This window comes from Methanothermococcus sp. (genome assembly GCF_015523155.1).
Lineage (GTDB): Archaea > AGJL01 > Methanococci > Methanococcales > Methanococcaceae > Methanofervidicoccus.
In genome coordinates this window covers 1-5,062 of the sequence record NZ_WAKW01000053.1, presented here as the reverse complement: position 1 = coordinate 5,062, position 5,062 = coordinate 1, and the positions used below count along the sequence as shown (strand labels likewise).

The 5,062-nt window shown below is 30.4% G+C and carries 3 protein-coding genes; 2 read left to right on the top strand and 1 reads right to left on the bottom strand.

Going from position 1 to position 5,062, the window contains the following annotated elements:
• Window positions 1-215: 215 nt before the first annotated feature.
• Window positions 216-1,232 (bottom strand): TrkA family potassium uptake protein, encoded by a 1,017-nt coding sequence (locus F7B34_RS05365; protein ID WP_292460809.1) that lies wholly within the window; start codon window positions 1,230-1,232, stop codon window positions 216-218.
• A 138-nt stretch (window positions 1,233-1,370) separates the two neighbouring features.
• On the opposite strand from F7B34_RS05365, the gene F7B34_RS05360 reads away from it, so the two are divergent.
• Window positions 1,371-2,921 carry a cobyrinic acid a,c-diamide synthase gene (locus tag F7B34_RS05360; protein WP_292460808.1) on the top strand — a complete coding sequence of 517 codons (1,551 nt, stop codon included), beginning with the start codon at window positions 1,371-1,373 and terminating at the stop codon, window positions 2,919-2,921.
• Window positions 2,922-2,947: 26 nt separating this feature from the next.
• Window positions 2,948-4,969: a minichromosome maintenance protein MCM gene (locus F7B34_RS05355; protein ID WP_292460807.1), complete on the top strand. Its 2,022-nt coding sequence runs from the start codon at window positions 2,948-2,950 to the stop codon at window positions 4,967-4,969.
• The last annotated feature ends 93 nt before the right edge of the window (window positions 4,970-5,062 follow it).

Genomic DNA, 5,062 nt, shown 5'->3' with positions numbered 1-5,062 from the left:
GTTTTTGGAATTGACTCGGTCGTTACTAAGTATCACTTGGTTGCGGGCTTACATCAAACCTGAGCTCCTTTTCTCTCAGGCTATCATTGACTGCATAATATGATGGTGGTTTGGATAATGTATTGTTTTTAGGTTTGGAACAATATTATTTGCATATTTAAAAATAATAAATAATAACTAATTATAATGATAAAGATAAAATAAAAAAATAAAAATCACTTATTTTTTACAATTTTTTCTAAATTATCCAATTGTTCCGTAGTTCCAAATGCATAAAGTACATCGCCAGTGTTAATTATAACATCAGGTGACGGATTTGTTATTAGTTCATTGTTCTTCTTGACGCCAATTATAGTAGCTCCACTCTCTTGTCTTATGTTGGTTTCAGATAAACTTTTACCAGATAATAAAGAACCTTCTTCAATAGTTATCTTTCTTATCTCCAAGTCTTCATCATATTCATATTTGGCTATGGACATGAAAGTAGATACAAAATCAAGAATATCTGGCTTTAATGCAAGTTCGGCCATTCTTAAACCACCTATAATATATGGAGAAACTACCCTATCTGCTCCTGCAATTAAGAGCTTGTCCATAGCCACTCTTTCATCGGCTTTTGCAATAACATAAAGATTTGGATTGAGTCTTTTTGCAGATAAAGTAATATATACATTATCTGAGTCCCTTGAAACTGTTGAAATCAGACCTTTTGCTTCTTTTATCTTTGCCTTTAATAATATATCGTCAAGAGTGGCATCACCTACAATATAATTAAAATTAGGATTATCTTCGAGTTCATTCTCTAAAAGTTCTGCATTATTATCTATGACAATATATTTTGCTCCAGACTTTTCAAGTTTATCTGCAACGACTTTACCACTTCTACCATATCCACAGATAATATAATGATTTTTCAAATGTTTTATTCTTTTATCCATATTTCTCATCTGATTTGTTTTTTTAAAATAACCACCTATAAAAAATTCAGCAACACTACCCAAAGCATACAATCCAATACCTACACCAAACAAAATATACATGGCTGTAATGAGTTTTCCCAATTCTGTCTTTGGTACATAATCTCCATAACCTACTGTTGAAATAGTGACTATTGAAAAATACAATGCATCCAATGGTCTTAACCCTTCTATGTCCATCATAATTAATGAATAGATTACAATAGCAGCTCCCATTACACCCATACTTAGTTTTATCCTGTCTATAACTTCCATTTTATCACATACATACGATAAATCCAAATATATCCATAAAAATATAAATAATATAAATTAATTACTACCAAATATAAATTAGTAGCATATAATCAAAAAATATAAAAATATAAGGAATAAAATATAAAGATGATATTTATGGACATAGGCATAATTGATATAAAAGGTTCATTGCCATGCTTTGAAAGTTTTGGAAATCTACCTACAAAAATAATAGATGAAAATAACACTTCAGAAATTAAAGACTTAAATATGCTGATTATACCAGGTGGGAGTTTAGTTGAAAGCGATTCATTGAACGAAAAATTAAAAAAACATATAATAGAATTTGATGGAATAATACTTGGAATATGTAGTGGATTCCAAATATTATCTGAAAAAATAGATATTGGTAGAAAAAGTCCAGTTCCAATAATTAAAGAAGGTTTGGGGTTATTAAATGTTGAATTTTCACCGCTTATTTGCACAGACGAAGTTAATTTTGAATTAAAAAATGACACCATTTTTGGAAAAAGTTATGATGCTGGAAAGGGCTTTCATTGTCATACATACGGCAATGTAAAAATAACCAATAAAAAAACAAAAGAACTATGTATCTCAAAAATTAAAAAATTAAACTACAAAATAGTTGGAGATGTAGATATTATATCCGGTGCTTATCATAAAAATATCTTTGGAACAATGGTGCATGGATTTTTAGATAATGAAAATATAAAAGAAAACATACTTAATTGGCTAAATATCGACGAAAATGAACGGGAGGTCATATTTAAAAAAAATAAGGATATAATGTATAAATTAAAATCTAAATCGATAATAAATACTAATGCCAATATGGTAAATGTCAATACCAATAAGAACTCCTCCTTCCAATCACCTTCAAAAGAAAATAATGAAAAAAAAGGATTAATTCTCCTAGCGACAGGCTCCGAAAGTGGAAAAACTTTTTTAACAACAAGTATAGTTTCAAAACTAAATAAAAAAACTTTTGTTGCAAAAATAGGTCCCGATGTAAGAGATATTGTTCCATCATTATATATTTTAAGAGAACCTATGTTGAAATACAGCAGTATAAAAATCGCAGATAGGGGCTGGTGTGATGTTGATGATTTTTTAAAATTTGTTAAAAATTCAGATTACACATATTATATTATCGAAGGGGTGATGGGTGCATTTACAGGGGCATTGAATAAAAAAAATTATAGTGGAGCCGAAATATCGAAAATATTGGGATTCCCCGTATATGTTGTATCATCATGTAGTAAAAGCGGTATTGAAGGGGCATTTGTGGAAAGTTTTGGATATTATTCATTATTAAAAGATATGGGGGTTAATGTTAAAGGAATAATACTAAATAAAGTTTATAACTTTGAAGTGTTTGAGAAGGTCAAAAAAATAGGGGATGAAATTGGATTACACATAATAGGAGTTGGAAAAGCAAAAATGGATAAAAGAGGTCTAATGCCAGAGGTTGAGATAGATTATGAAAACTTCTGTAAAAATGCCATGGATTTGGATATAAAGCTCGAAATTCCGAAAATTGAAATTGATTATAATAATAAAAATAATAACAATGACAATACAAAATTAGAAGAAAACCACCGAATTTCGTCGCTTTCCGCTTCATTCCGAGAAGATAAAGATTTTGAATATTATTTAAAAAAATGGATTAATCATTATTATTTTTAAAATTATAACCATAAATAAGGGATAACATGGACGAAAAAAAGATAGAGCAGTTGAAGCCGTATATCACCAACTACATAAGAAACTTCCACAGCGATGATATCATATCAGAAAAGGAAAGAGTAGTAATAGATTTAGAGAAATTGTATAATTATGGAATAGTGGATTTTATAGAATATATTTATGAAAATCCATACAATGGATTAAAGATTTTAGAAGAGGCGTATGTAGAAGCATACTATGCACTAAAAAATGAAAATCCAAACTGCTCCATCACAATAAAAAACATACCTGAAGTATTCAAAAAATACAATAACAAAACCTTAACAATTAAAGATATTAAAAGCAGCACATTGGGAAAACTTATAGAATTTGAAGGAATTATTGTTTTAGCAACTAAAATAAAATCAATATTAAAAAAAGCAGTATATGTATGCAATAATTGTGGAAATAGAGTTGATGTAAATATAGATAACCCCTACGAATACAATCCAGAGTCTAAACCATGCACCAACGAAAAATGTAATGGTGTATTACAGTTGGTAGAAAACGAATCAGAGTATATTGACTTCCAGGAATTAAAAGTTCAACAACCGCTGGATTTAATGGACGACCCAGAAGAACCTCCAAAATACATATCGGTATTTTTAGAAAATTCACCAGGTATATTCTGCGGAAGGGTAAAAATAGTAGGAATACCCATTAAATATCAAAGTAGTAAAAAACTACCAATATATGACATATACATAAGAGGGTTAAATTGTGAAATAATAGAAAATAAATTAGAAAGTGAGCTCAGTGAAGATGACATTGAAAAAATAGAAAAAGTTGCTAAACACCCGAAGGTACTGGACATATTATCAAATGAGCTCATCCCAGAAATAAAAGGATATGAAATTATAAAAAAGGCAATATTTTTACAGCAGATAAAAGGGGTTAAAAAAGGGAATAAACGAGCTGACAGCCACATACTTTTAATTACAGACCCCGGGATTGGGAAAAGTGTTATGTTAAGAAAAATAGCTGAGCTCCCGGGAAACTTATATGGTTCTGTAACCACGGCATCAGGAGTTGGTTTAACCGCAGCAGTTGTTAGAGAAAGAACCGAAATTGGGGATGATACATGGGTTATAAAACCAGGTTTGTTAGTTAAAGCAAACAAGGGGACTGCATGTATTGACGAGCTCACTGTTAATAAGGACCTTCAAAGTTTTGTTTTAGAGGCCATGGAAAGCCAGACAATCCACATTAATAAAGGAGGAATAAACACAAAACTTCCAGCAGAGTGTGCAATTCTTGCTGCGTGCAACCCGAGATGGGGAAAATTTGACCCAAATGTTTCAATACCTGAACAGATAAACATACCTGCTCCTATGTTAAGTAGATTTGATATAATATTTCCAATAAAGGATGAAGTTGATAGAGCAAAGGACAAAGACATAGCAAAACATATTATCAATATCCATAGAAAATATTTAAAAAAAGATGAAGGAGATACAAAAGCCGAAAAAACTAAAATTAATGGTGTCGAAATCGACGACGAATTTATCATAAAATATATATTATATGCTAGACAGAAAAAACCAATTATATCAAAAAATGCAGAGGACATATTGGTAGAATATTATACAAACATGAGGAAGAGCTCTATACAAATAACAGCAAGGCAGCTTGAAGCTGCAATTCGACTTGCCGAAGCTCATGCAAAGGTGAAATTAAAAGATGTTGTGGAAGAAGAGGATGCAGAAGAGGCAATAAATATAATAATGGAATCATTGAAAGAGATAGCCTACGACCCAGAAACTGGCATGATTGATATAGGCAAGATTACGGGAGAATCAAACAAAGATAGAAATAAAATGAAGGAAATATACGCAATTATTAAAAAACTCTCAGAAAAGAATAACGAGGGATTGGTGTTATTCGAAGACATATTGGAAGAAACTAAAAAGAAGGGAATAGATGAAGAAGAAACCGAGAATATCATTAAAAAATTATTAAAAAGAGGAGACATCGATGAACCAAGGAATGGAAAATATCGAATTATATAAATTATAAATATCAAAAACATTCAACATTATCAGCTTCATCGAATATAGGAGACATACCATTAATTAAATCCGTTGATAATGTAAAAGTAATAC